This is a genomic window from Paenalcaligenes hominis (assembly GCF_041359055.1).
GTDB lineage: Bacteria > Pseudomonadota > Gammaproteobacteria > Burkholderiales > Burkholderiaceae_B > Paenalcaligenes > Paenalcaligenes hominis_A.
In genome coordinates this window covers 105,009-127,502 of the sequence record NZ_JBGJKZ010000002.1, presented here as the reverse complement: position 1 = coordinate 127,502, position 22,494 = coordinate 105,009, and the positions used below count along the sequence as shown (strand labels likewise).

Sequence of the window (22,494 nt, the reverse complement as noted above, 5' to 3'; positions counted from 1 at the left end):
TGGGTAATCTTTAGCGCACAGCGCTGGAATCGAAATACGCCATAATGGAAATTAACTTATCCGCATAATTGGGATCTGTTGCATAACCAGAGGCTTGAACCCGTTTGGCCGCCTCTTCTGCTGAACCTGCCTCACGCACCGAAGCATAGCGTTCGTTTTGGCTCAATAATCGGGCGTAATCAGCCACAGAATCTTGGTACGAATCATAGGCCCGAAAAGGCTGCTTCACTTTTACTTTTTTGCCATCAATAAATTCGGTGGTCATCACATGCGCCACCTTGCCCTTCCAGCCGGATGTCGCTTTGATACCAAATAAATTATGACTGGTTGAGCCGTCTTCAAACAGAATTTCGCGTTTACCCCAGCCAGACTCTAAAGCGGCTTGGCTCATAATGAGTTTTTCTGGCAGTCCAGACTCGGCTGCGGCAACACGCACCGCTTCACGCATTTTGCTGACAAAAGAGCTAATGTGTTTAGGTGCCCCTTGAATCGCCGAAGCAATGGCATCCACGGACTTAGGCCCATTCAACTTTTTAATCAGCGCCGTCAACGAAGGCGCATCAATAATGCGCCCTGCTTCGCCCACATGAGAACGCAACTGCGGTAAACGCGTCGAGGCTGCCTCGGGCAAGGTGCGGGCCGGCAAAGCTTGGCTTTGCAAGCCTTGGGCTTGCTTCATTTGATCAATTAAGGCTTGAGCAAAACCAAAACCAGGGTTTGATAAGTTCAAGGCTAACTGCTCATCGCCAATACTTTGCGACATGCGCACGGCCTCGCTATCAAACAAGCCATTGCCGCTTGCGGTTTGACGCGCTTGTTTTAATAGCTGTTGAATCATCAAGGCTTCAAATTGATGCGCCACTTTTTCTTGGGCTTCACTATCAACCTGTGCCCCCGTCACCGCTTTACGTAACGAAGCTAACTGGCCTGTATCGAAAATAGAAACTTGAGGTGCAGAACCTGGGCGAGGAAAAAAATGAGCCGACACGTCTAAATACCTTGCTTAAATAATTTCCAAATCGGCGCGCAAAGCGCCTGCGCTTTTTAGATTTTGTAAAATAGACAGCAGATCTTGAGGCGTAGCACCTAAAGCATTCAAAGCCCGCACCACATCCGCCAAATTCGCACTGGTGGTAATGCGCTGCAAACTGCCTTCCTCTGTGCGCATTTCAATATCTGTGCGGTCTGTAACCACCGTCTGCCCACCTGCAAAGGGGGTATCAGGCTGACTAACGCCCGTTTGCGAACTAATCACCACGGACAGATTGCCATACGCAATAGCGGCCTCGTCAATGGTTACCGTGCGGTTCATTACCACCGATCCGGTACGTGCATTCACCACAACCCGTGCTCGCGCCGGAGGTACTTGTACATTTAGGTTCTCTATCTGTGACAGAAAAGCGGCTTGGGCTTGGGGCTCAAGTGGTGCTTGAACACGTATTACGCGCCCATCTAATGCTGTTGCAGTATTGCCACCGAAGCGTTGATTGATCGCTGCCACCATGTTTTGCGCCGTGCCAAAATCGGTACTGTTGAGCTCTAGCGTTAATGCCCCATCGTAAATAAATGTCGTGGGCACACTTTGCTCTACAATGGCACCGCTTGGGATAGTACCGCCATTTAATTGGTTGACCTGCACACTGGAACCCCCTGCTTCGGCACCTGCACCACCCACTAATAAGTTACCTTGGGCAATAGCATAGACCTGACCATTTGCCCCCTTTAGAGGAGTCATTAGCAAGGTACCACCCCGTAGGCTTTTGGCATTTCCCATTGAGGACACCACCACATCCACGGCTTGGCCTGGGCGTGCAAAAGCGGGTAAACGTGCCGTTACCATTACGGCGGCTACGTTTTTAAGCTGCATATTGCTGCCCTGAGGAATGGTCACCCCTAGTTGTGACAGCATATTGGTTAAGCTTTGTTGCGTAAATGGGGCTTGGCGCACTTGATCACCGCTGCCATCTAAACCCACCACTAAGCCATAGCCAATGAGCTGGTTTTCTCGTACCCCTTGGATAGAGGCTAAATCTTTGATGCGTTCTGCATGAGCCGTCAAAGGCTGCCAGACCAAGAGCGCGGCCAATAGCGTTTTAGCGATGGCGGCACATGCAGAAAAACGTAAAGAGACTGCTTGTTTTTTCATAATTAGAAAGGGGAGATATTTAAGAAGAAACGCTGCAGCCAACCCATAGTTTGCACCTCGTCCATCACGCCTTTGCTGCGAAACTCAATGCGTGCATCCGCAACCTGAGTGGAAACGACGGTGCCTGAGCCAGAGATAGAACGTGGGTCCACCACACCAGAAAAGCGCATGTATTCACTACCACGGTTGATAGCAATTTGCTTTTCGCCCGCGACTTGAAGATTGCCATTGGGCATGACCCCAATCACGGTGGTGGTTAACGTGCCTGAAAACATGTTGTCTGCGCGACTGGTTCCCGAGCCTTTAGCGCTGTTCGAGCCTGTGGCTTCAAAATTTTGCCGAGTGCCGAGTTCGCTAGGCAAAATACCAGGTGAAAGACCGATATTCATTCCCGCCTCGCTATTGCGATCGGTGTTGGTGGATACACTTTTAGCAGCGTTCGTTTTTTCTTGGATCACAATAGTGACAATGTCCCCCACATTGCGCGGTCTTCTATCCTCGAACAAAGGATAGTTACCGTATGCAGTAGGCTGATAAATAGCACCATTTGCTACCGCCTGTGGTGGCAAAGGTGCCGGCGGCGGCGCGCTCAGCGGCCCAACCACAACTGGTTCGGGTGGAACCATAGCACAAGCGCTAATCAATGCCGCGAGTGTTATGACACTCAACCTACTGAACGTGAACCCCATCATGACTTACCTTGAGCTGTATTAGATCTGCGTTAAACGACCTAACATTTGATCGGACGTTTGCACGGCTTTACTGTTCATTTCGTAGGCGCGCTGTGCTGTGATCATATTCACAAGCTCCTCGGCCACGTTGACGTTAGAGGTCTCGGTGTATTCCTGTAAGACTAGCCCTGCCCCGTCCATGCCGGGTTGTAAAAAGTTAGCCGCACCAGACGCATCCGTTTCCACATATAGGTTTTCACCTACGCTTTGCAAACCACTGGTGTTTACAAAAGTGGTGAGTTGCAACTGACCTACCTCTATGCTGGCACCAATTGCGCCTGGCTGTGTCACTGACACCGTGCCATCACGTGAAATTTCAATTTGCAATGCGTTATCTGGGATGTTGATAGGAGGCTGAATAGGATAACCACCAGCCGTCACAAGCTGACCATTTTGATCAAGCTGCAACTGACCATTGCGGGTATAGGCAAAGGTTCCATCTGGCATCTCAACCTGAAAGTAACCCCGGCCTTGGATGGCTACATCTAACGAGTGACCCGTGTTGTTTAACCCGCCTTGGCTATGAATGCGCTCGGTAGCGACGGTGCGTACCCCCGTACCAATTTGTAGCCCTGTAGGCAGTTGGTTTGCCGCACCGACTTGAGCTCCGGGCTGGCGCAGTGTTTGATACATTAGGTCTTCAAACACAGGACGACTGCGTTTAAAGCCTGCGGTATTAACGTTAGCCAAGTTATTGGAAATCACATCCAAATTTGTCTGCTGGGCTTCTAAACCCGTCTTAGCTATCCAAAGTGAACGAATCATAATAAAACCTAAAGATAAAAGGAGCGGGTTAATTAACCGTTAGTAGAAAGGATGCTGTTTGCTTTTTCTTCACGCTGACTCGCATCTGAAATGACTTTCATTTGCATTTCAAACTGGCGTGTATTGTTGATAAGCGCCACCATTACCTCAGCAGGATTCACATTACTTTTTTCCAAAAAACCTGGGGCTATGGTGACCTCGGGGCTAGGTTGAGCCACGGCACCGTCTGCCAAGCGGAACCAGCCATCATCACCACGTACTAATTGATCATTTTCTGGGTTCACAAGTTTCAACTGACCAATTACCTGAATGTCGCGAGGGTTATCACCTGCTCCTAAGGCGGTAATTTGACCGTCGGTGGAAAAAGTAATTGCGCCTTGGTCAGGCACTTCAATGGGAGCGTTATCGGCGGACAACACAGGGTAGCCTTGTTGGTTAACCAACAGGTTATCTTGGTTAACTGCAAAATCGCCTGCACGTGTATAGGCTTCACCGGCGGGTGTCATAACCGCAAACCAGCCATCGCCCCGTATCGCCGCGTCTAAGGCATGACCGGTTTCTGCTAATGCACCCTGAGTATGGCTAGACGCTGGTGTAACGGTTGCATTGCCTACCCGAGTGGGAAACAGAGCGCCCCCTTGCAACGGTACAGCACGCTGAATAGCAAGCTGTTCTCTGAAGCCAGTGGTATTAATGTTAGCCATGTTGTTAGTGACCGTAGCTTGCTGCTCAAGCAAGCGCTGGGCACCATTCATAGCGGTATAAACAATGCGATCCATGCTGAGTATCCGTAATTTAGTGCCCTAATTAACGTAGCGTAATTAGGGTTTGTAAAATTTGGTCTTGGGTTTTGATGGTTTGCGCATTGGCTTGATAAGTACGCTGCGCAATGATCATATTGACTAGTTCTTGGCTCATGTCGACGTTAGATTCTTCGACTGCTTGGCCTTTAACACTGGCAAAACCATTGGTTCCGGGTTGGCCTAAAACAGGCTGACCAGACGCCCCCGTTTCTACCCAAGCGTTACCACCCACGGCTTGTAAACCGTTCATATTATTAAAATCGGCCAATGCCAGAGCACCCATGATTTGACTTTCACCGTTGGTGTAGTTAGCAACAATAGTGCCATCGGAAGCAATGGACATACTGGAATATTCGCCAGTTGTGAAGCCATTTTGAGCAAAAGAAGGGCTGAACTCACCACCGAATTGGGTAGAGCCGTTATAGCTGATCTCGATCGCCAACGGATCAGCAGGCGATGCGCCACCCATGCCTGAAACCGTTAAATTAAAATCTTGGGGTGGTAAGTCGGGATTGTCAGCATTTACCAATCGACCCGCCGCATCAAAGCTAAGGGTCTTTTTAATCAACTTCGAGCTAGCGGTTGGGTCTTCTAGGCTGGCATTGCCATCTGTACCATGCAAAAGCTCACCATCTAATGCGTAATACACCTCCCACTCACTATTGCCATCATTTTCTGCCACTTTGACAAAATACTGATTTAACTGATGCGGATTACCTAAGGAATCGTACACGGTCATGGGTAAAGTGTGCGTGTGATTTTCAGGCTTGGTAACATCAAAAGTAGGACGATAAGAGGTGGTGCCATCGGGGTTTGTAATCGCCGAATACCCATCGCTTACACCTTGAATTTCCTCTGAGCGTGAGTCTAAGTTAGTGCGTAACGACACCGTCGTCGTGGCTTGGGGAGCAATGTTGCCCACAGGTACTTTAATAGTAGTCAGCTCGTTTGTAATGGTGCCGTCTGGATTTGCTTTAAACCCTGTTAGTTTTTGCCCCTGCGCATTCACCACATCAAAGTTTTTATTTGCGGTGAATTGACCATTGCGCGAGTAATACACAGCGCCATTGTTATCTACAAGACGAAATAACCCCTTGGCACCATCAATAGCCATATCCAACTGATTACCCGAAACGCTAATATTGCCTGTCGTAAACCGTTGATTAATATTTGCTACCTGAACCCCCAAGCCCACACGTGAACTTGCGTATACGTCGGCAAAGGCAATAGTGGAGGCTTTAAAGCCTACTGTGCTGGAGTTAGCAATGTTATTACCAATGACATCTAAATTTTGGGAAGCGGCATTGAGTCCGCTTAAACCTTGTCCAAAACCCATAGTTTTCCTCTTTCAGTCCGAATAGTGCGGCAGCCGGATACTGTTGGCCTGCCTGCCAAAAATTACATTATTTTGCGAATATCTAGCAGCGAGTAATCCCCTGCTAGACCTAAATCTAAGCGCAAGCCTTTGGTGGTGTAAGCGACGCTATCGACCACACCATAACGCAGCGCCTCGGCGCTAACGGGTGCGTCTGCCAAAGATGCTTTTACCTCTACGTTGTATGCCCCATCGGGAAGTACCTGTCCGGTATTGTCACGACCATCCCACTCGAAGGAGTACACACCGGCCTCCTGAATATCGAGCTCGATTTCACGCACCACACTACCGCTGTTATCGAGAATATTGACCGTGACCTTGTCAGCCGTACCCATCAGGTCCACCCCAAATGGAGTCGCCACTTTGACCTCGGGATTAGCGGGATCAGAACCCAATGAGATTTTTGACCCTGGTACCAATACAGGCTTGCCAATTAAATTGGCGGCTTGCATTGATTGAGACACATCCATCTGACCAGACAAAGCTAATAACGTATCGTTGAGCTGCTGAATGCCTTGAACTGTGGATAGCTGAGCTAATTGACTCGTAATTTGCTCGTTTTCCATGGGATTAAGTGGATCTTGGTTACGCAGCTGCGTAATCAGCATGGTTAAAAAACGGTCTTGGGTATCGCCCATTAAATCGACCCGACCTCGGGCTGAAGCCAACGCTGCGCCGGCGGGATTTTGAACGGAGTCTACGGTGCTCATGATTATTGTCCTAAAGTCAGAGTGCGCATCATTAGGTTTTTGGTGGAGTTCACCACCTCGATGTTGGCCTGATACGAGCGTGAAGCAGAAATCATATTTACCGTTTCCGCTACCACGTCCACATTTGGCATCAACACATAGCCCTCTTCGTTTGCAAGTGGGTGTTTGGGGTCATACTGCAAACGCCCTGGAGAATTGTCTTGGCTTACTTGGGATACGCGCACCCCACCCACCCCTGCCGTCTGGGCTGCGGGGTTGTTTAAAGGCGTCATTTGAAAGACCACGTGGCGGGCTTTATAGGGCTGACCATCGGGGCCCACCGCACTGTCGGCGTTGGCTATATTGCTTGCTGACACGTTCAAACGTTGTGATTGTGCTGTCAGTGCGGAGCCTGCAATTTGAAATATAGAAAAACTACTCATGGGTTATCCATTATTGTTGAACTGCAGCTATTAAGCCTTTGATACGCTGTGACAAAAGATTCAAGCTGGTCTGATATTGCATGGTGTTATCGGCAAACGCCATGCGTTCCACATCCATATCTACCGTATTACCATCTAAGGCCGGCTGTAGCGGCTGGCGATAGAGCACATTGGACTGTAAAGGTGGCGGCATAGCAGCCCCAGCAATATGACGACTGGAGGTTAAAGCAAGTTGAGTAGGAGGCAAAGGCTGCGTAGTACCACCCATCGCTTGCTTTAAAGCCGCATTAAAATCCATTTCACGCGCTTTGTAGTTAGGCGTGTCGGCGTTAGCAATATTCGACGCAAGAATTTCTTGACGCTGTTGGCGTAAGGCCAACGCAGTTTGATGGAACGCAAAATGTTGGGAAAGACGATCAACCATAACGATGTATCACTGCCAGCTCGCAATGAGAAAAAGTGAAAAATTGTGACTTTATGACACAGTAACTGTGATAGTAACCCTTAGTCATTACGGTTAAACTATGAAACAAGCGACTAAAAGCGCTCCAGTTTCATTATTGAATGGGCTAAGGCCTCGACTTATATAACCCCCATGACTCTACAACGTCTTCCTTTTTTTATTGCTGCTCTGGTTTTACCTAGCTTGGTATGTGCTCAAAGCCTACAAAACCCAGACGAGGTGGTCGAAGTCGCAGAGCAATTTTTACTCGAGCAGGCCGCGGCTTACCCTGGGCTTGCCAGTGTGCATATTAGCCCACCTACTATTCGCAATCAGACGCAATGCGAACAATTACAACCCACCTTGTCCTCGGGGCCCAGACTACGCTCCAGACAAACCATAACGGTGCGCTGTCTAGCACCACAGCCTTGGAGCCTTCATGTGCAGGCACAAATCACCATCCAAGGTTTTTACTACGTGAGCAACCGCACATTACAGGTCGGTGATACACTGGGCATGGATGACTTAATTGGTCGTGAAGGCGATATTCTACGCTTAGCGCCAAATACCATCATTGATCCAAGTCTAGCTATTGGCTACATAGCCACTCAGCGTATTAATGCTGGTAGCGTGATCCGCAGCAGCGCTTTGCGCGATCCTCAGTCCATTCAACGTGGACAAACGGTTCGTACTCTTGCGCGTGGCGCAGGTTTTGTGGCTTCTGGCGAGGGCCAAGCCCTCCAAAGCGGTTCACCTGGCACTCAAATCCAAGTCCGGGTCAGCTCGGGTCAAATCATTACCGGCACCGTGCTCGATGCACAAACCGTTCAGGTTTTGATGTAAGTCAATACGTTTGCTTGCAATTAGCCCCCTAAACTAATTTATCCGTTCGCCGTTAATGACTCACATAGAGAAAAATTAGACCGGAGCCCATCATGAAAATTACACCTAACGATTACCGCCCTGCAGTCAGCGACCGCGCCACCACGTCAAAGTCCAGCACTCAAACCAAAACAGAGCCCACCAACCCATCGCGCAGTGCTTCGGTAGACTTCAGCCCTGCTGCACGCCAACTGCAACAGTTGCATTCTGATCACAACGATATTGATCTAGATCGCGTTAATGCATTGCGTACTGCACTCGCTAATGGCACACTTGAAATCGATACCTCTCGCATTGCCGATCGTCTCATTCATACTGCGCGCGACCTTTTAAAATAATTTCTCTCTATGACCTCTTCTGCTTTACTAACTCTAATTCAATCTGAACTCGAACTCATCGAGCATTTCATTTTCACTTTAGAAAAAGAACACGAGACGTTATTAAGCAGCTATAGCAATGATGAGCTCTTTGATTTAACTGAAATTAAAAACCAATACGCTGAACGTTTAGATAACGCCGCTCAGCAGCGTGAACGACTATTACAGCAGCTCAATCTTCCCAACGGGCGCGCCGGTCTAACACAAGCCCGCCAGCTTGACCCAGCCATCGCCAAGGCAGTCGACACATTATTAACTTTGGCCGAACACGCCAAAACGCTTAATGAAAAAAATGGCGTATTGATTCAGGCCTATTTAAACTACACTACCGAAGCACTTTCCGCTTTTGGTCAGGCCGCCACCCCGCCCAACCAAGACGTATACGACGCTCAGGGCAAAAAACAAACGGGCTTAGCCGCTAGACGTGGTTATATCCAAGCCTAGGGCCGGTCGTTTCTTGACACTATTGGTTTTGTGTTTGCAGCAAGTCTTTTAAATTCCACAACTTTAATAACGATGACGGAATTTGACTTTGGTTTAAAGCATTAGGGCCAATTAGCTGCTCCAGCACACGTCGCACCGAGGCCAATTCCTTATACTGCTCTAGTTCCCACGCCGTCGCCCCAAATAAAGCGGCCAGCTCTAAAGCATGAGCAGCAGGAAGTTGATGCTGCTTGCTGTGATTTTGCAAAGGCCTATTGTGATAAGCACGCCCCACCGCCCGCAAAAGATTTTTCGTTTCAGCATGCTGCAACACCCACTTTGCCAATTGCTCGGGGGTGGGCTGCAAATGGCGGTCTAGCAAACAAAAACTATAAAAAGTTTTCACTTCTTTTAGTGTTTGCGCATCCAACGCCTGCAAAATAAATAGAGTTAAATGCTGTGTTTTGCCACCACGAGTGCGTAATTCGATTGGGGCTTGGGCATACCAGAAGCTAACTGCTGTGCCTGACATACCCGCCAATAGTTGATACGGCAAAGCCATTTTGGGGTAATTTAACGCATAAAGCTCTATGTTTTTACTGATAGCCGCTGGCGTGGTATGCCCATCTATGTGCCAGCAGCGGGTAGCAGGTGCGACCAAAGCCATTACATTGGTGTGATGTTGCGCCCATTGCCCCCACAATTGATTGTTGTGTTCTTCGACCCAATGCACTAATTGGGCAGGGGGTGTGTGGTCTTGGACCCATTGCATAGCATGCGCTAATTCAAAGCGGGAGGCTTGCGGCGCAGATTTATGCTCTCCGCTGTTGGTATACCATGTCTTTTTATCGCTTAGCTGCAACAAAGACAAGGCTAAGAGTTGGCCTGTGTTTGCGCCCACAACGGATGCATACAACTGAGACTGAGCACCCGTTAAGCGTTGTTTAATATGGTGTACCAAAACTGGGGCCTCGGGTGCCTGCTCGCTAGCCTCTAACACAGCCGTACGCAATTGATTTTGAGCCCACTGCGCTAAATCTGGCCAGGTTTGATTTTGTTTGGTTTCACGCCAAAAATCAAAAGCAGCCGCGCTCATAGCGTGCTGATCCATCATACTTACGATTTGTCTTAACACATCGACATTTTCATCGGCGAGACTACTCAGAGCTAATACTTGTTTAATCATGTGATCTTGATTGGCAGCATGTTGATGTTGGGCTTGTTCTTGTACGTCGGAGGCGGTCACCAGCGCCGCTAAATCGGCCGTGGTTGGAGCAAATAAAACCCGACTATTGGGACTTTTTGCTAGCGCCATATCGACTAACTGCGATGCATTTAAAAAACGTAGGTTCTCAGGCACACGCTGACCATCTGAGACGTAATGAATAGGTAGCTGATAACGTAGCGCCACGTCTAACGCCGCACCTAAACGGCTGGCCTCATCGACTTTACTGATCACACAGCCCGCCAATGGTGTGCCGCCATCTTTACTGTACGTGCGCGCCACTTCGTCTAAGGTATCACCATGACTAGCCGCATTGAGCACCAAAAGCCGTTGAATACGACGCCCGGCACTAGCCAACATAGCCGCTTGATCCTGAACGTATTTGTCGCGCTGGCTAACCCCCACATTATCGATCAGAATTACCTGGTCAGCGCGCAATCCTAACATAATTTGACGTAGTTCCTGCGCATTTCGGACTACATGAATGGGGACATGCAATAAATCAGCATAAATTTTAAGCTGTGTGTCCGCACCAACCCTATAGGTATCTGTGGTGATCAACACCACTTGCTCTGCACCAAATTGCCGTACAGCACGAGCCGCCAACTTTGCCAAAGTAGTGGTCTTGCCTACACCTGTAGGCCCAACTAAGGCTAAAGCCAAACCCGGCTGCCATAAATGGTTTTCATTTTTTAAGACAGGCAAGTGATTGTCTAGCTCTTTGCGTACCCACTGCATCGCTGCCCGTAATGACAAATTGGCAGGCAGCCGCTTTAACATGGCGCGCAATAATGCGGTGCTAAAACCAAACGCCAACAAATTTTGAAATAAGGTTAATTGGTTCGAGTTGGCTCGCAGCTCGTTGCTCCATAAAAGCTCTTCAATACGCCCCTCAAGCGAGCCTTTTAAAGAACTAATGGCCGTCATTAACTCGTTTGCGGGAGCAGGAGCCGGTTGACGTAGCGGCGGCACTTTAGTCGGATGCTCGACTGGTGAGGCTGCAGTGGCGGCTGGCTCGGCACGCATGCTTTCATACATGGATTTTGCTGCGGCTGGGGTGACGGGGGCTGCAGCGGGCAGTGCCTCGGCTTCGGCGGTGCCATCGGTAGCTAAAATCTCTACCCCACCATTAACTCGCTTATTGGACACAATAAGCGCATCCGGCCCTAAAGCTAAACGCACCTGGCGCATGGCTTCTCGACTAGTAGAACCAAAAAATCGACTGATATTCATTGTTAACTACCTATGACAGCTGTCACGCGCATCACGCGCTCTTCAGGAATTTCCTGGGTAGATAAAACACCCAGCTGGGGAATATGCTGACGTAAAAAGCGCGATAAAGGTACACGCAAAGCGGGACTGACCACCAATACGGCCGCGTCTCCCATGGACTCTTGTTGCTGCACCGCCTGTTGTGCTTGCGTCAGCACGCTTTCCGCCAAACCTGGCTCCAACGCTCCACTTGTGGTTAAAGCCTGCGTTAATACGTTTTCTAAACGCCCCTCTAAACCAATAACACGCATTTCAGTATCGCCTGGAAACCACTGTTGAGTAATAGCGCGCCCTAATGCAATACGCACTAATAATAGTAGCTCAGCCCCTTCATCCAGTTGAACCCCCGACTGAATTTGTTGCTGTAAACGCGGCGCATTTTCTGCCAATGACTCGAGAATAGTCCGCATGTCACGAATGGGCACCTCTTCCTCGAGCAAACCACGCAACACGCGGTGCAATAGACCCAATGTGACGACCTTGGGCACCAAGTCTTCCACCAAACGAGGCAAATCACGCGCCACGCGGTCTAGTAGCTGCTGCACTTCTTGGCGACCCAACAACTGTGAACCAAAACGATGTAATAAGTGATTCAAATGCGTAGCAATGACGGTGCTGGCATCGACCACGGTGTAACCTGCAATTTGGGCTTGCTCGCGCAAACTCACATCAATCCAATACGCCGGCAAACCAAAAGCAGGGTCTGTAGTAGGTGAACCTGGCAGTTTCATGGAAACACCACCTGGATCAATAGCCAACCACTGGGTTGGCAAGGCGCTGCCCTGCCCGACCTCTACACCATGCAACAGAATGCGGTAGTCATTGGGTTTTAATTCTAAGTTATCGCGTATATGCACAACTGGCGGTAAAAAACCGATATCTTGGGCATATTTTTTTCTGAGACTGCGGATACGATGGAGCAACTCGCCGTTTTGTGCATGATCAACCAGAGAAATCAATCTATAACCTACCTCTAGCCCTAAAGGATCAACCAAAGACACATCATCCCAACTGGCCTCGGCCGCCGCCGCTTCGGCAGCCTCGGCCACGGCATCAGGACTGGATAAGTCAGCTTGTACAGGGCCTAGTTGTTGACGCTTCAATGTATGCCAACCCAAGCCTGCTAGCATAGCGGACAAAGCCAAAAACGCCACGTGAGGCATATTAGGAATTAAGCCCATAATGCCTAAAATGCCTGCGGTTAAAAACATCACATTTGGGTTAGTAAATAACTGCCCCATCATTTGTGAGCCCACATCGTTATCATCGGTGGTAGCAACACGCGACACCACTACCCCCGCTGCCGTGGAAATAATCAATGCAGGAATTTGTGCTACCAGGCCATCACCAATCGTTAACAAGGTATACACATGGCCGGCTTCTGCAAACGACAAATCGTGCTGACCCACACCCACAATCAAGCCGCCCACCACGTTAATCACCATAATCAACAGGCCTGCAATGGCATCACCACGTACAAACTTACTGGCCCCGTCCATAGAACCATAAAAATCGGCTTCTTGGGAGACCTCGGTGCGACGACGGCGGGCCTCGTCTTCGCCAATTAGGCCAGCATTTAAATCAGCATCAATAGCCATTTGTTTGCCAGGCATGGCATCTAGCGTAAACCGTGCGCCTACCTCTGCAATACGCCCTGCTCCTTTAGTAATCACCATGAAGTTAATAATAATTAAAATCATGAACACGATTAGACCGACGGCAAAATTCCCACCCACTAAGAACTGACCAAAGGCTTCAATCACGTGCCCAGCAGCGGCGGGGCCTTCGTGGCCTTTTAGTAATACCACCCGCGTTGAGGCCACGTTTAAGCCCAAGCGCAACAAGGTAGTAAACAATAAAATGGAAGGAAAAGCAGCAAAATCCAAGGCTTTTTTGGTAAACATAGCCACCAAAAGCACCATAATGGAAAGCGCAATATTAAAGGTAAAGAGCAAGTCCAAGATAAAGGGCGGCAAAGGCAGCACCATCATGGACAAGATCATCAAAATCAGTACTGGCCCAACTAGTAGCTTGGCCTGCTCACCGCCTGATGTCCGAAAAAATGCAATTAAATTGTTCATACTTAGGGTCTACCAGCTGCGCTGGTGTCAAGGGGATCCATGCCCTCAGGAATTGTTAGGTGAGTCGGTGTGGCAGGCATAAACCCCTGACCTTGTTCCCACGCTCGTAACTGAAAAACCCACGCTAAAATTTCAGCTACTGCAGAATACAACTCGACGGGAATTTCACGGTCTAACTCTACATGTTTGTGCAAAATACGCGCCAAGGGAGGGGCTTCAAATAAAGGCACTCTGGACTCTGTAGCAAGCGTTTTAATGCGCTGTGCAATGAGGTCTTTGCCTTTGGCTATCACTTTGGGCGCACCGCCTTCGCCTTCGGTGTATTTCAACGCCACCGCATAATGCGTGGGGTTGGTAATCACCACATCTGCGTGCGGTACAGCTGCCATCATGCGCCGCTGCGCCATTTCTCGTTGCTGGGCTCGAATACGACCTTTGATATGGGGGTCACCATCACTTTGCTTATGTTCTTCTTTGAGGTCTTGCTTAGACATGCGTAACTTTTTGTGGTGCGAGTAAATCTGCCAAGGCACATCAATAGCTACAATTAAAATCAAACTTGAAACAATCAATAAGCAACATAAAGCAACTAATTTTAACCCCTTTGCCATGGCTTCGGTAGCAGACAGCTGCATCAGCCCCAACATTTCATCTCTGAAATGCCACATAACCACTACTGACACGGTGCCAATCAAGGTGGCTTTACCCAAAGCTTTAAAGAGCTCAATGCCAGTTTGCGCTGAGAACATGCGCTTAACCCCTTTTAATGGGTTCAGCTTTTCTAGCTTGGGCTGCAATGGTTTAGCACTAAAAATTAAGCCGCCTAATAACACCGATGAGGCAATAGCAATTACAAACAGCGCCCCTAATAAGGGCAACATGACCAGCAATGCATTCCAAGCCGATAAAGCCGCATTGGTAACCATCACGCTGTCATCATGCGCTAACGCTGGCTCGAACCACATACTGGATCGAATCACTCCGCTTAGCGCGCTATATAAATTTTGGCTAATCAACCAAAGCGTAGATACCCCCACCATCAACAGCATAAAGGTGTTGAGTTCTCGGGACCGAGGCGCTTGCCCTTCTTCTTTTGCTTTCTCTAACCGCCGGGGCGACGCCGGTTCGGTTTTTTCTACATCACTTTCTTCAGCCATGTCTTTTGTCGATGAATTAAAAAGCTCAGCAGTAGCTGAGCTTTAAAAGCGCACAAGACTGCTTAATTTTAATTATTCTAAAACAAAGCATCTGAACTAAATCATGGAGTAACGGCGTAAAAACCGCGTTGTTCAAACTCGGCTTAAAAGCCTAGGCTAGAAAGCAGATCATCTACCTCATCTTGGTCACTGACCACACTATCGGAGGTGGTATCTATTACTGGGCCGTTTAATAAACTTTCTGCATCTTCACGCTTTTCGGCCGGCACACTATCCATCAGCACCTGCACCAGCTCCGTTTCAAGCGTACCGATTACGCTAAGCATCCCTTTAATGACCTGCCCGGTTAGATCTTGAAAATCTTGGGCCATGATAATTTCCATTAAATTATCTTGGGTTTGCTGCGTTTTATTTGGAATATCTAAAATAAACTGCCGAGTGTCTGCGATCAAGTCCGCTTGTGTTTCATTACAGACCCCTTGATCCAGTTGGTTCCAGCGCTCTTGCAGCGATTTAGCATCTGCGGTGAGTTCATCTTGCAAGGGTTGAGCTTGCTCGGCAGCATTCAAGACACGGTTTGCTGCTTGCTCTGTCATACGCCCTACGTAACGCAAACGATCACGCGCATCAGGGATCGACTGAGCCGCTTCTTTAATTGCATAGTCAAGCCCTAGCTCGCGCATGCTTTCGCGCAGCATTCGAGTTAAACGAGCTATACGCTGCACCACATCCATTGATGGCTGCTGGATTCGCGTATCCCCCGGAATCTGATCAGAAACAGTCATGCGTTTCCCTCCTTTTACTGATTAAGCGCCCATTTTCTCAAAAATCTTATTGAGCTTCTCTTCAAGCGTAGCTGCAGTAAATGGCTTCACCACATAACCGCTAGCACCTGCTTGAGCCGCCGCAATAATATTTTCTTTTTTGGCTTCGGCTGTAACCATCAGTACGGGCAAAGAGCTCAAATTTCCATCGGCACGAATCTGTTTCAGCATTTCCAAGCCGTCTAAATTAGGCATATTCCAGTCTGAGACCACAAAGTCAAAACTGCCATTTCGTAATTTTTCTAAGGCCATTACCCCATCTTCGGCCTCGTCTACGTTTTCATAACCTAAATCTTTTAATAGGTTACGAATAATACGACGCATTGTGGGAAAATCATCCACGACTAAAATCTTTAGATTTTTATTGGTCATTCAGGTACTCTCCAATAACAAATAATAGACACTGAGTCTCGCGCCTTATACGCGATGACCGAAAGACCCAGCGCTGGCGAGAATTCGCTCACTCATCTCTGACAAAGGCACTGCATGGTCTGCAGCCCCAATCGCCAAGGCTTCGCGCGGCATACCAAACACCACGCAACTGGCTTCATCTTGGGCAAAAGTCATTGCCCCTGCTTTTTTCATGGCTAGCATGCCTTGGGCGCCGTCTTTACCCATACCGGTCAAAATAACGCCTATCGCATTTTTTCCCGCTATTTCTGCTGCCGAGTTAAACAGTACGTCAACGGAAGGACGATGCCTATTTACGGGCTCGCTGTCCTCTAGCTCTACCACATAGTTCGCCCCTGAACGCGCCAACTTCATATGCGCAATACCGCCGGGGGCCAAATACACATGCCCTGGCAACACGCGTTGCCCATGCTCCGCCTCGTGCACCTGAACCTGACATAACGAGTCAAGCCGCTGCACAAATGAACGCGTAAACCCAGCCGGCATATGCTGGGTAATCATGATGGCTGGGCTATTCGCAGGCAAAGGCTCTAACACTTGGCGAATGGCTTCGGTGCCGCCGGTAGAGGCACCAATCATAATCAATTTTTCCGTAGTGGAAAAACCTTGAGTTAAGACGCGGCGCGGGGTGGTGGGCTGATCCTCTAGAGCGACCCGACGACGTGGTCTGGACATAGCCGCTGCTCGAATTTTTTCCGCGATAATGTCGGAATATTCAATTAAACCATCACGCAAGCCCAATCGTGGCTTGGTAACAAAATCCACCGCGCCTAGCTCTAGCGCACGCAATGTAATATCTGAGTTTCGCTCTGTTAACGACGAAACCATAACCACCGGCATTGGCCGCAAACGCATAAGACGTTCGAGAAAATCCAACCCATCCATGCGCGGCATTTCCACATCCAAGGTCAACACATCGGGATTGTATTGTTTTATTAGATCTCGAGCCACAATGGGGTCTGGAGCAACAGCAACTACCTCCATGTCATCATGGCTATTAATGATTTCCACCATTAGACTGCGCACTAATGCCGAATCATCCACACACAAAACACGTATTTTCTTCATGACAATACTAAAAAATCAATCAATCGGTATGTGGCTAAACACGCACGTAGACGGTTTGGCCTTGTAATTTAAAATCGTTTGTCATTTGAGAGAAATTCTCTGAGTGCCCGACAAACAGCAAGCCGCCGGGCTTCATGGACTGGGCAAAACGACTTAACAGTTTTGTTTGTGTTGGCTTATCAAAATAAATCATGGTGTTTCTGCAAAAAACAGCATCAAACTGACGCCCATGAGGCCAACCAGACTCGGAGACCAGATTTGCAACACCAAACTCGACAGCTTGCTGTAGTTTGGGCTTCACCTTTGCCCTACCCTCATGCGCTCCTGTACCACGATAAAAGTATTTTTTTAATAACGGTTGTGGAACAGGTTGCACTCGATCAAGCGTAAACACCCCCTTTTGAGCCCGCTCTACCGCCTCGGCATCGATATCTGTAGCCAATATCTGCACACCATTATCTAAGGCACCTAACGCCTCGTGTACAGTAATTGCAATGGAGTACGCCTCCTCACCTGTAGAGCACGTACTACTCCAAATAGAAATAGGCTTTTTTAGTTCTTTAACAAAACGACCTAGTATATCGAAATGGTGCTGCTCTCGAAAAAATGCGGTATGGTTAATCGTAAAAATGGAAATGTATTTATCCCATTCGGTGGACTCGGGGTGCTTATCCAGATGATCTAAGTAATCGCTCACTCGATCTAGGCCTAATCGTTTTGTACATAAACCTAGATTGCGAGCCACCATGTCTTCTTTGTGACTACCTAAAACAATACCTGATCTCAATTTAATTAAACGAGCAGCTCGCTCAAAATCCGCCGCCGTCATTGTCGGCATGCCTGGCAATGCAAACGCAATGGGTGATTCAGTTAACTGCGTCATATAACAGCTATTAATTAGCTCTCCAGTAAATAAGGGGTTGAATCTGCAGCATCATAGCCAGCCGACTCGTCTTCAAGGGCAAGGGGCTGGGCCGATGCGACGACGTCATGGTCATGCACTCTAAAGGCCGCCACTAACTGCGTCAATCGTCTGGCCTCGTCCTCGAGCGCCTCTACAGACAAAGCTGTATTTTCTACTAGCTGTGCATTTTGTTGCACCACCGCATCCATTTCAATAACAGCTCGGTTTACTTGATCAATGCCCATCGATTGTTCGTGGGAAGCATCTGAAATCTCACTCATCAAAACAGAAACGCCTGAAACGGCCTGTACTACTTCTCCTACCACCTTACCAGCCTGGTCCACTTGTAAGACACCTTTTTCTACCTGCGTTTGAGACTGCGTAATTAGCTCATTGATTTCACGTGCTGCCTGAGCACTACGTTGAGCTAAAGAGCGAACCTCTCCGGCGACGACGGCAAAGCCTCGACCTTGTTCACCGGCGCGTGCTGCTTCTACGGCAGCATTCAAAGCTAAAATATTTGTTTGGAAAGCAATGCTATCAATAACATTCACAATATCCGAGATCTTGGCCGAGCCCGCAGAAATATCTTCCATCGTGCGCACCACTGAGCTCACCGCCCCGCCCCCCTCTTGGGCGACTTTGGCGCTTTGCTCTGCCACGCCACTCGCTTGTTGCGCATTGTCGGTATTTTGACGTACTGTGCTGGCTAACTCATCCATACTGGCTGCGGTTTGCTGCAACGCTGCTGCTTGTTGAGTAGACCGGCTACTAAGATCATCGGTACCCGCGTGGATTTCCGTAGCATGCAAACGGATGGAGTCCACCCCTTCGCGTACGCTTAAAACCATACGACGTAATTCAGCTTGCATAGCATGCAACCCTTGGAACACTACCCCCAGCTCGTTCGTGGAGTTTACCGTAATAGGGTCTGTTAGGTTGCCTTGAGCAATTTGTGCAAAATGACCGTCAATTCGACGTAATGGTGACAACACCATGCGATTAAGGAACCAATACGCCAGCGCCGAGATTAGGACTGCCGCCACCATGCCCAGCCCCACAAGCTTCAACACAAAGCCATATTGTTTTTCTTCGCGTGAAGCATGACCTTCAACCACGTCTTGCTGCTGAATAGAAAGCTGCATGACTAATGAAGTGACCTCATTTTCCAACTGATGTGTCACCCCCATTAAATGATGGTTAAAGCCAGTGGTATCCCCTTTAAGCAGATAATCAAACAAAGGAGGCACACCGTCGGCCATGAGTTCATCATAAGCCACCACAATGCGCCCAAAATCTTCACCTAAATCGGGAATTGCTTGCCCTAGCTCTTTGTAGCGCTCAAAGCGTTGCTCTGAACCATTGAACTGGGCACGGGCTTGTTCTAACAAATGCGTGGTGCTGATATCTAAGGTTTTGGCTGTACCGGCACCGTCCTCTACCCATGAGCTAGACGTGGTGTAATCATTAGCACCAATATTTTGTGCATAGCTAGCTAGAGCACGACCCAGGTAGTTTTGACCGTCTTTATAGGAATCAATGGCCGCATTCAACATAACCATAGCGCGTTGATGTTGCATAATTTGCTGCAAAGCATAATTATTTTGCTTTAGCGACAAAATCCCTAATGCAGCCCCACCGATTAAGGCAAAAATAAAAAACAAAAGAACAAGAATTAAACTGGTTCTAACCTTCAAATTTGCTAAGTTCATGCTGTCCCCGCTATTTGATGCTTAATCAGTGTGTTTGTGAAAGATAATGCAAACCTATAGCGTGGCACTATCTACCAAAGCCATTTCCTCGCTAGTCATTAGTTTTTCAATATCAACTAATATCAACATACGTTCATCGACTGTACCAATGCCGGTTAAGTATTCTGTGGACAGCACTGAGCTGCCGAACTGGGGCGCATCGCTAATTTGGCTATTTTGTAGATTCAATACGTCTGACACGCCATCTACCACCACGCCCACAATACGAGACTCAAGGTTCAAAATCACCACTACAGTTTGATGATCGTAAGAGACCTGATCTAAATTGAACTTGATTCGTAAATCAACAATAGGAACGATCACCCCACGTAAGTTAGTCACCCCTTTAATAAAAGAAGGCACATTAGCTATACGCGTTACGGTTTGGGCTTCATAACCACGGATTTCTTGTACTTTAAGAATATCAATGCCGTATTCTTGCTCTGCTAAGATAAAAACCAAATATTCTTTGTTATTGCTTTGCTCAACATCGGCAACTAAATCTTTGCTCATGATTACTCCGTATTTTTATTAATTTATTAGCGTAGTGGCACTGACTTGCCCGCGCTCACGCGTAAGACGATGCAAAGCAAACACATCCACAATTAACGCTACGCTACCATCGCCTAAAATGGTTGCGGCTGAAATACCAGGAATCTTGCGGTAGTTGGCCTCTAGGTTCTTGACCACAACCTGATGCTGACCAATTAAGTGATCCACAATCAAGGCGAAACGCATGTCCTCTGCCTGCAGCACAACGGCAATAGCATCATTGAGATTGGTCTGATAACCATCTACGCCAAAAATTTCCCCTAGCGAGACCACGGGCAAATACTCGCCACGTACATACATGACGCGATCCCCAACGGTAATATTGCGCATCTGCTCTTCGGTGGGCTGCATGGACTCGGTTACATGACTAAGTGGCAAGATAAAGGTTTCCTGGCCTACCTGTACAGACATACCATCTAAGATGGCTAAGGTTAACGGCAATACAATGCGAGTGGTTGTGCCTTCGCCAGCCGAGGAGAAAATCTGTACATGACCGCCCATACTTTGGATATTGCGACGCACCACATCCATGCCCACCCCACGACCAGAAATAGCCGTGACTTCTTCAGCTGTAGAAAACCCGGGGGCAAAAATAAGCTGCCAAAGCTCATCGTCCGAGATGTTTTCATTAGTAATCAAACCGTTAGCCAGGGCTTTTTTTAGAATTTTGTCACGCTTTAACCCACCGCCATCGTCTGCGACTTCAATCACAATGTGACCACCCTGATGTTGGGCTGATAGCGTAAGCGTGCCCTCGCTTTTCTTCCCTACAGCCACACGCTGCTCAGGTGACTCGATACCGTGGTCAATACTGTTACGCACCAAATGCGTTAGGGGGTCAATAATGCGTTCAATTAAGCTCTTGTCTAGTTCTGTACCAGCACCTTTGGTAACAAGGCGAATTTCTTTTTCCATGCGGGCCGCGTTTTCACGCACCACCCGTGGGAAGCGACTGAACACGTAATCCATAGGCATCATACGGATCGACATCACGGCCTCTTGGAGATCACGCGCATTGCGCTCCAGTTGCTCTATACCGTTTAACAATCTGTCGTGGATAACCGGATCTAGTGTAGACGCCGTTTGCACCAACATGGCTTGAGTAATGACCAGCTCGCCTACTAAGTTAATGATTTGGTCCACTTTTTCTACGCCAACTCGAAGTGAACTGGATTCACTGCGTGCTGAAGACCCATTGGATTTGGCAGCACGAGGCGCGGCTTTTTCTTTTGCTGCAGCAGGTGCGGCGACGGATGGTTTTGCCTCGGATTCAGGCACAGGGTTTGGTACAGGGCTTGGTGTAGGTTCGACAGCTGCTGGCGCTGTGACTGCTGGCGGCACAGATACGGTAGCCGCTGTGGGCACAGCCTCGTAAGTGATGCTAAGCTGATCTTCATTCACCACAAAACAACACACGGCTTCAATGTCGCCGGCAGAGGCTGTGGTATTTAACCAAAGCGTTAACGCATTTGGGGCGGCTTGCTCGTGCAAAATATCGCCCATCAGCGCCATTTCATCGCGCAAAACAGCTAAGTCTTTGTCTGAGGCATTGCTGACGTTTACACACAAAGCTAAAGGACCGTCAGTACTAGCACTGGGCTCTGGTGCAGGGGTAGGCGCTGGGGGTGGTGCTACGCTTGGCTCTTGGCTTTCTACCGCTTCTGCTAATAAGTCATCCATAGATTGTGAGTCAGCCGCAGTGCTAAGGTTACCCTCAACATGGTCTTTTGCTATTTGGCGTAGTTGTACACAAATGCGCTCAAAAGCCTCATCATCGGGATCGTCCTCGTTTCGGTATGCCAAAACCTGATCACTAAGAATGTCTTTGGTTTCCAGAAACAAATCTATTAAGTCTTGGCGTAAATCCATCTCGCCATCACGCACAAAATCCAACAGATTTTCAAGTAAATGCGTGGTTTCGGCTAGATGCCCAAAACAACCGAATGTTGCAGCACCCCCTTTGATAGAATGCGCCGCTCTGAAAATGGCATTCAGCATGTCACTGTCTGGATCATCGATATCCAGCTCGAGCAACAAACCCTCCATATCGGCGAGCAGTTCATCGGCCTCATCAAAAAAGGTATCGTAAAATTGACTTAAATCTACCCCGGAGCTCATACATGCGTCCTTAGTAACATAACTACCCCATTACAATCTATCCCAACCCTAAATC

22 protein-coding genes are annotated in these 22,494 nt (G+C 48.4%); 3 read left to right on the top strand and 19 right to left on the bottom strand.

Annotation, left to right across the window (positions count from 1 at the left end; all coding sequences use genetic code 11):
• Positions 1–10 precede the first annotated feature (10 nt).
• From flgJ to flgB, 9 genes are all read right to left on the bottom strand, one after another.
• Positions 11–988 (bottom strand): flagellar assembly peptidoglycan hydrolase FlgJ, encoded by a 978-nt coding sequence (flgJ, locus tag ACBP46_RS04435; protein WP_371015537.1) that lies wholly within the window; start codon positions 986–988, stop codon positions 11–13.
• 15 nt (positions 989–1,003) lie between these two features.
• Complete coding sequence (locus ACBP46_RS04430) at positions 1,004–2,146, bottom strand: flagellar basal body P-ring protein FlgI (protein ID WP_371015536.1); 1,143 nt, start codon at positions 2,144–2,146, stop codon at positions 1,004–1,006.
• 2 nt (positions 2,147–2,148) lie between these two features.
• A complete protein-coding gene (locus ACBP46_RS04425) occupies positions 2,149–2,838 on the bottom strand; it encodes a flagellar basal body L-ring protein FlgH (protein WP_371015535.1) in 690 nt (229 codons plus the stop codon).
• A gap of 18 nt (positions 2,839–2,856) precedes the next feature.
• Positions 2,857–3,642, bottom strand: a complete 786-nt coding sequence (gene flgG, locus ACBP46_RS04420; RefSeq protein ID WP_371015534.1) for a flagellar basal-body rod protein FlgG — start codon at positions 3,640–3,642, stop codon at positions 2,857–2,859.
• A 32-nt stretch (positions 3,643–3,674) separates the two neighbouring features.
• Complete coding sequence (locus tag ACBP46_RS04415) at positions 3,675–4,421, bottom strand: flagellar basal body rod protein FlgF (RefSeq protein WP_371015533.1); 747 nt, start codon at positions 4,419–4,421, stop codon at positions 3,675–3,677.
• Positions 4,422–4,449: 28 nt separating this feature from the next.
• The gene (gene flgE, locus ACBP46_RS04410; RefSeq protein ID WP_371015532.1) at positions 4,450–5,781 is read right to left on the bottom strand and encodes a flagellar hook protein FlgE; all 1,332 of its coding nucleotides are present in this window, start codon (positions 5,779–5,781) and stop codon (positions 4,450–4,452) included.
• 62 nt (positions 5,782–5,843) lie between these two features.
• The gene (locus ACBP46_RS04405; RefSeq protein WP_371015531.1) at positions 5,844–6,530 is read right to left on the bottom strand and encodes a flagellar hook capping FlgD N-terminal domain-containing protein; all 687 of its coding nucleotides are present in this window, start codon (positions 6,528–6,530) and stop codon (positions 5,844–5,846) included.
• Positions 6,531–6,532: 2 nt separating this feature from the next.
• Positions 6,533–6,952, bottom strand: coding sequence for a flagellar basal body rod protein FlgC (flgC, locus tag ACBP46_RS04400; protein ID WP_371015530.1), 420 nt, complete (start codon positions 6,950–6,952; stop codon positions 6,533–6,535).
• 10 nt (positions 6,953–6,962) lie between these two features.
• Positions 6,963–7,376, bottom strand: a complete 414-nt coding sequence (flgB, locus tag ACBP46_RS04395; protein WP_371015529.1) for a flagellar basal body rod protein FlgB — start codon at positions 7,374–7,376, stop codon at positions 6,963–6,965.
• Positions 7,377–7,547: 171 nt separating this feature from the next.
• Here flgB and flgA point away from each other — a divergent pair, with 171 nt between their 5' ends.
• The 3 genes from flgA (at position 7,548) to ACBP46_RS04380 (ending at position 9,097) form a co-directional block, all read left to right on the top strand.
• A complete protein-coding gene (gene flgA, locus ACBP46_RS04390; protein WP_371015528.1) occupies positions 7,548–8,237 on the top strand; it encodes a flagellar basal body P-ring formation chaperone FlgA in 690 nt (229 codons plus the stop codon).
• Between the two features lie 92 nt (positions 8,238–8,329).
• A complete protein-coding gene (gene flgM / locus ACBP46_RS04385) occupies positions 8,330–8,614 on the top strand; it encodes a flagellar biosynthesis anti-sigma factor FlgM (protein ID WP_371015527.1) in 285 nt (94 codons plus the stop codon).
• Positions 8,615–8,623: 9 nt separating this feature from the next.
• On the top strand, positions 8,624–9,097 hold the full coding sequence (locus ACBP46_RS04380) for a flagella synthesis protein FlgN (RefSeq protein WP_371015526.1): 474 nt from the start codon (positions 8,624–8,626) through the stop codon (positions 9,095–9,097).
• 19 nt (positions 9,098–9,116) lie between these two features.
• Here the strand turns inward: ACBP46_RS04380 and flhF are convergent, their stop codons facing one another.
• The 10 genes from flhF to cheA form a co-directional block, all read right to left on the bottom strand.
• Complete coding sequence (gene flhF / locus ACBP46_RS04375) at positions 9,117–11,534, bottom strand: flagellar biosynthesis protein FlhF (RefSeq protein ID WP_371015525.1); 2,418 nt, start codon at positions 11,532–11,534, stop codon at positions 9,117–9,119.
• Between the two features lie 2 nt (positions 11,535–11,536).
• Positions 11,537–13,654 carry a flagellar biosynthesis protein FlhA gene (gene flhA / locus ACBP46_RS04370; protein ID WP_371015524.1) on the bottom strand — a complete coding sequence of 706 codons (2,118 nt, stop codon included), beginning with the start codon at positions 13,652–13,654 and terminating at the stop codon, positions 11,537–11,539.
• 2 nt (positions 13,655–13,656) lie between these two features.
• Complete coding sequence (gene flhB / locus ACBP46_RS04365; RefSeq protein ID WP_371015523.1) at positions 13,657–14,811, bottom strand: flagellar biosynthesis protein FlhB; 1,155 nt, start codon at positions 14,809–14,811, stop codon at positions 13,657–13,659.
• 143 nt (positions 14,812–14,954) lie between these two features.
• Positions 14,955–15,596 (bottom strand): protein phosphatase CheZ, encoded by a 642-nt coding sequence (gene cheZ, locus ACBP46_RS04360; protein ID WP_371015522.1) that lies wholly within the window; start codon positions 15,594–15,596, stop codon positions 14,955–14,957.
• A 21-nt stretch (positions 15,597–15,617) separates the two neighbouring features.
• Positions 15,618–16,007, bottom strand: a complete 390-nt coding sequence (gene cheY, locus ACBP46_RS04355) for a chemotaxis response regulator CheY (RefSeq protein WP_371015521.1) — start codon at positions 16,005–16,007, stop codon at positions 15,618–15,620.
• Between the two features lie 45 nt (positions 16,008–16,052).
• Positions 16,053–17,114: a protein-glutamate methylesterase/protein-glutamine glutaminase gene (locus ACBP46_RS04350; RefSeq protein ID WP_371015520.1), complete on the bottom strand. Its 1,062-nt coding sequence runs from the start codon at positions 17,112–17,114 to the stop codon at positions 16,053–16,055.
• Positions 17,115–17,148: 34 nt separating this feature from the next.
• Positions 17,149–17,997: a CheR family methyltransferase gene (locus ACBP46_RS04345; protein ID WP_371015519.1), complete on the bottom strand. Its 849-nt coding sequence runs from the start codon at positions 17,995–17,997 to the stop codon at positions 17,149–17,151.
• A 14-nt stretch (positions 17,998–18,011) separates the two neighbouring features.
• Positions 18,012–19,730 carry a methyl-accepting chemotaxis protein gene (locus tag ACBP46_RS04340; protein WP_371015518.1) on the bottom strand — a complete coding sequence of 573 codons (1,719 nt, stop codon included), beginning with the start codon at positions 19,728–19,730 and terminating at the stop codon, positions 18,012–18,014.
• A 54-nt stretch (positions 19,731–19,784) separates the two neighbouring features.
• Complete coding sequence (locus ACBP46_RS04335; protein ID WP_371015517.1) at positions 19,785–20,282, bottom strand: chemotaxis protein CheW; 498 nt, start codon at positions 20,280–20,282, stop codon at positions 19,785–19,787.
• 18 nt (positions 20,283–20,300) lie between these two features.
• The gene (gene cheA, locus ACBP46_RS04330; protein ID WP_371015516.1) at positions 20,301–22,439 is read right to left on the bottom strand and encodes a chemotaxis protein CheA; all 2,139 of its coding nucleotides are present in this window, start codon (positions 22,437–22,439) and stop codon (positions 20,301–20,303) included.
• Positions 22,440–22,494 lie beyond the last annotated feature (55 nt).

Bases quoted from the DNA above. Each gene is read 5' to 3' on its own strand.
- ACBP46_RS04430 (WP_371015536.1), bottom strand. From the start codon at position 2,146: ATGAAAAAACAAGCAGTCTCTTTACGTTTTTCTGCATGTGCCGCCATC.
- ACBP46_RS04425 (WP_371015535.1), bottom strand. From the start codon at position 2,838: ATGATGGGGTTCACGTTCAGTAGGTTGAGTGTCATAACACTCGCGGCA.
- flgG (WP_371015534.1), bottom strand. From the start codon at position 3,642: ATGATTCGTTCACTTTGGATAGCTAAGACGGGTTTAGAAGCCCAGCAG.
- ACBP46_RS04415 (WP_371015533.1), bottom strand. From the start codon at position 4,421: ATGGATCGCATTGTTTATACCGCTATGAATGGTGCCCAGCGCTTGCTT.
- flgE (WP_371015532.1), bottom strand. From the start codon at position 5,781: ATGGGTTTTGGACAAGGTTTAAGCGGACTCAATGCCGCTTCCCAAAAT.
- ACBP46_RS04405 (WP_371015531.1), bottom strand. From the start codon at position 6,530: ATGAGCACCGTAGACTCCGTTCAAAATCCCGCCGGCGCAGCGTTGGCT.
- flgC (WP_371015530.1), bottom strand. From the start codon at position 6,952: ATGAGTAGTTTTTCTATATTTCAAATTGCAGGCTCCGCACTGACAGCA.
- flgB (WP_371015529.1), bottom strand. From the start codon at position 7,376: ATGGTTGATCGTCTTTCCCAACATTTTGCGTTCCATCAAACTGCGTTG.
- flgA (WP_371015528.1), top strand. From the start codon at position 7,548: ATGACTCTACAACGTCTTCCTTTTTTTATTGCTGCTCTGGTTTTACCT.
- flgM (WP_371015527.1), top strand. From the start codon at position 8,330: ATGAAAATTACACCTAACGATTACCGCCCTGCAGTCAGCGACCGCGCC.
- ACBP46_RS04380 (WP_371015526.1), top strand. From the start codon at position 8,624: ATGACCTCTTCTGCTTTACTAACTCTAATTCAATCTGAACTCGAACTC.
- flhF (WP_371015525.1), bottom strand. From the start codon at position 11,534: ATGAATATCAGTCGATTTTTTGGTTCTACTAGTCGAGAAGCCATGCGC.
- flhA (WP_371015524.1), bottom strand. From the start codon at position 13,654: ATGAACAATTTAATTGCATTTTTTCGGACATCAGGCGGTGAGCAGGCC.
- flhB (WP_371015523.1), bottom strand. From the start codon at position 14,811: ATGGCTGAAGAAAGTGATGTAGAAAAAACCGAACCGGCGTCGCCCCGG.
- cheZ (WP_371015522.1), bottom strand. From the start codon at position 15,596: ATGACTGTTTCTGATCAGATTCCGGGGGATACGCGAATCCAGCAGCCA.
- cheY (WP_371015521.1), bottom strand. From the start codon at position 16,007: ATGACCAATAAAAATCTAAAGATTTTAGTCGTGGATGATTTTCCCACA.
- ACBP46_RS04350 (WP_371015520.1), bottom strand. From the start codon at position 17,114: ATGAAGAAAATACGTGTTTTGTGTGTGGATGATTCGGCATTAGTGCGC.
- ACBP46_RS04345 (WP_371015519.1), bottom strand. From the start codon at position 17,997: ATGACGCAGTTAACTGAATCACCCATTGCGTTTGCATTGCCAGGCATG.
- ACBP46_RS04340 (WP_371015518.1), bottom strand. From the start codon at position 19,730: ATGAACTTAGCAAATTTGAAGGTTAGAACCAGTTTAATTCTTGTTCTT.
- ACBP46_RS04335 (WP_371015517.1), bottom strand. From the start codon at position 20,282: ATGAGCAAAGATTTAGTTGCCGATGTTGAGCAAAGCAATAACAAAGAA.
- cheA (WP_371015516.1), bottom strand. From the start codon at position 22,439: ATGAGCTCCGGGGTAGATTTAAGTCAATTTTACGATACCTTTTTTGAT.